The organism is Clostridia bacterium (genome assembly GCA_035561135.1).
Classification (GTDB): Bacteria; Acidobacteriota; Terriglobia; order Terriglobales; family Acidobacteriaceae; genus DATMYA01.
The window spans coordinates 1-3,538 of sequence record DATMYA010000005.1; the positions used below are offsets into that span (position 1 = coordinate 1).

At 60.4% G+C, this 3,538-nt stretch carries 4 protein-coding genes; all 4 read right to left on the reverse strand.

Translation table 11 applies throughout. From position 1 onward, the window contains the following. On the reverse strand, window positions 1-299 hold a 299-nt coding region (locus VN622_00080), incomplete at its 3' end, for a hypothetical protein (protein ID HWR34250.1). Further along, window positions 247-1,182 (reverse strand): glycoside hydrolase family 130 protein, encoded by a 936-nt coding sequence (locus tag VN622_00085; GenBank protein ID HWR34251.1) that lies wholly within the window; start codon window positions 1,180-1,182, stop codon window positions 247-249. The genes VN622_00085 and VN622_00080, both read right to left, overlap by 53 nt. Then, window positions 1,179-2,216, reverse strand: a complete 1,038-nt coding sequence (locus VN622_00090) for a glycosyltransferase family 4 protein (GenBank protein ID HWR34252.1) — start codon at window positions 2,214-2,216, stop codon at window positions 1,179-1,181. The genes VN622_00085 and VN622_00090 overlap by 4 nt, the downstream gene beginning before the upstream one ends. Further along, window positions 2,213-3,538, reverse strand: a 1,326-nt coding sequence (locus VN622_00095) for a glycoside hydrolase family 130 protein (GenBank protein HWR34253.1), incomplete at its 5' end; no start/stop codon positions are given. The genes VN622_00095 and VN622_00090, both read right to left, overlap by 4 nt.

The window sequence follows — 3,538 nt, forward strand, 5'->3', positions numbered from 1 at the left end:
AGCCGGGCCCGGCCATCCTCGATGTAGGCCAGGGCGCGGAAGCCGTCGTACTTCAACTCGTAGATCCAGGCCGGGTGATCGAAGGGCTCGGGGAGGTCGGGGAGACGCTGGCGTACAATGGGCCAGGTGACGGTCGTCTCACACAACGGCGGGCACAATTGTACCTGTCCCGCGAGAAGAGCCGGGTTGTTGGAGACGCGAGCGTAAGAAGTGCGGCACGCCCCATATTTGTGGAACCTGGCGTTTTCATTTCGCCGGTCTGCTGTGATCCAGGCATAACAAAACCAGTGCGGAGACATCCGCTTCGCCCACACACATCACTGTGTCTGCGCCGCCCCAATAGATTTTCACGGTTCCATCGGATTCCCCGACTGCGCCGCAAGTGAACACGACGTTGTGGACATAGCCAGTGATTTCCCAGGGATCTTCCGGTTGCAGGATCCAAGAGTCCCCCACGCCGAGGATCTTCGCCGGGTTTTGCAGGTCATGAAGAGCGGCGCCCAAGCGGTAGACCGATCCGTCCATGGTCCGGAAAACGCCGTGATAGATGGAAAGCCATCCCTGGTCCGTTCTGATCGGCGGCGCACCCGGGCCGATCTTCATTTCGTCCCAGTGATATGGTTCGGGTCTCATGATGAGCTGGGATTCGCCCCAGAATCGCAGATCCGGAGAATAGGAAATCCAGATTGACCAGGGAGAGATTTCCGAATGGGGACGGTCCAGCCGGGCATAAAGGCCGTCGAACTTTTCGGGGAAGAGTACCACATTCCGATAGTCCGCCTCGGTGATGAGCGAGATCCTTTCTACCTGGCAGAAGTCTCTCGTCTTTGCCAGGGCGATCCGCACGCCGTTTCGCGAGTAAGCGCTGTAGGTGATGATGTACTCCCCCTCCAGTCGCGTAACCCGTGGATCTTCGACGCCGAACTCTTCATAGGCGGCAAACGGGCCCTCTCGCGCAGGAGTCAGAAAGGGCTCTGGATCGGCGCTGAACCGAAAACCGTCGAGGCTGCGAGCCAGACCAATGATCGACCGCCCCGTGCGCAGATGAGAGCGGAAGAGCATAATGTATTCGTCGCCGTGCTTCACTACTGCGGCGTTGTGAACCGTCTCCACCGGGTAGGGAATCGCATCCCGGGTGAGAATAGGGTTACCACGGTATCTCCTGACAATTTCCGGCTTCATGATCTTCGCTTCGCTTCCAACTCGAATATCGTCCGGTAGATCCGCTCGTAGGACTCCACCATCGCTTGGATGGAGAAGCGTTGCCGGACCCGCTCGCGGCAGGCATGGCGATCGATCTCCGCGACGCGCCGCAGGCACTCGACGGCTTCGCCGACGTTGCTGACCAGGAAGCCCGTTCGCCCATCTTCGATCACCTCACGGCAGGAGCCGAGGTCCATGGCGATCACGGGCACGCCGGCGGCGTTGGCTTCTGCCAGGACCAGTCCGAACCGCTCCGGGATGGTATTCAGGTGCAGTAGCGCGCGGGCGCGTGCAAACAGCGCGTTCTTGCCCGGTACGTCCACAGGCCCGATATAGCGGATCGTCTGATCGAGGTGCGGCTCCACCAGCTCGCGGAAATAGGTCCGATCCTGGATAATGCCCGCAATGAGCAGCGGCAACCCGCTCAGGCGGGCAACCTCGATCGCCAGATGAACCCCCTTGTCGGGGTGAATCCGGCCGAGGAAGACAAGTTGATCGCCGCCGCACTGTTGTAGCGGGTACAACGATAGGTCGATGCCGTTATAGACAGTGCCCAGGTAGTTCAGCCCCGGCGCGCGGTCGGAGTCGCTGATGGAGACGAAGTATCCGTTACGATACTTCTCATACACGGGCATGATTCGGGGTGACGAGAATCCGTGGACGGTGGTGAGGACCGGCGTCTTCACCAACCGCGTGTAGGACAGCGCCATGAAGTCATAGTGACTGTGGATGAGGTCAAACTCTCCAGCGTGCTCGAACACTTCGGAGATGTGCAGGTACTCGGCTACTTTGGGATCGACGGCGGGATCTTCTTCATACCCCCGGTCTACCACGGCATGCAGGCGGGCGCGGGTCATAGAATCCCCAGTGGCGAACAATGTCACGTCCCAGCCCCGCGAAACCAGGCCTTCGGCGACGTTGCCCGCGACCGTCTCCCAGGCGCCGTATTGCCGTGGAGGTGTTCGCCAGGCTACCGGCGACAGGACCGCCACCCTTCTGTTGGGTACGGTCATGCAGGTACAGGGTCCTCCTGCTCCATGGCCGCCAGCACCTCGGCAAGCGGGACGGTTGCGAAACCAGTGGCGTAATCAGCCAGCCCGTAGGGTATGATCAGTTCGCCCCGGTGGAGCAACGCGCCGCAGGTATAAACGACGTTGGGCACGTAGCCTTCACGCTCGCTCTGGCTCGGCTTCAGAAGCGGTTCGCGCAGGCGGCCGATCACCTTGGTAGGGTCATCGAGATCGAGCAGGAAGGCGCCGATGCAGTACTTCCTCATGGGGCCCACGCCGTGGCTCAGGACCAACCATCCGGCATCGGTCTCGATGGGTGATCCGCAGTTCCCGAGTTGGACCAACTCCCACGGGAATGTAGGTTTGAGGAGCACCTTGCGCTCGTTCCAGAAGTGGACGTTGTCGGAGAACATGAGGTAGATGTTCTCATTGTCCTGACGGGAGAGCATGGCATAGAGGCCGCCGATCTTCCGGGGGAAGATCGCCATCCCCTTGTTTTCGGCGGCTGGGCCATTCAGAGTCCTGAATCGAAAGAGGAGGAAGTCGGAAGTCTCCACCAGTTCCGGCACTACGATCTTGCCGTCGAACGCGGTGAACGTCGCGTAGTAGATATGTGTGCCGTCTTCGTTCTGGAAACAGGCGAAGCGCGCGTCTTCGATGCCGTTGCGCTGCGAGGGCGTGGCCGGGAAGATAATGCGCTCGGACATCTGCTGTTCGGGCTGGAACTGGACCTCGAAGTTGGACCGGGCCAGCACCCAAATCCCCTGGGCCTGGTTCTGATCTTCCTGCGTGTTTCCGTCCGGGAGGCGGAACTGCTCGGCTTGAAGACTGGCGCGAAGCTCATCCAGTGCGAACGACTCCCCGAGCCTGTTCATCACCCGGCGCGTAAACTCCCCTGTCAAGCCCAATTCAGAAAGTTTCCGCCCGAACAGCGCCTTCTCGTACACGGGGTTCGGGATCTGGCGCGGCTCCGTGAGAAAACCCGTGGGTGGCGTAACCTCAATCCGGTGATCGGCATAGACGATGCCGGTCCGAAACGTGATGGACGAAATGTGTCCTTCACCGGTAGCACGCAAGCTGAGAATGAACCGTAGAGCGCCAGCCGGAAGATCCGTTTGGTCGGGATGCGGGACGATGGATGGGTTGAACAGGGCTGCCGATTCCAGCGAGTACTCGGCCAGGAAATAGGAGCCGATCAACAGCCGCCGCGATTCGGAGACTTCCCCATCCGAGGGCAAGAGCCCACGGACCTGTTCGAAGCGTTCCAAAAACAGGTTTCGGATTTGCTGGTGCCGCTGGGAGAATTCAGCGGAGACGTCGTCCAG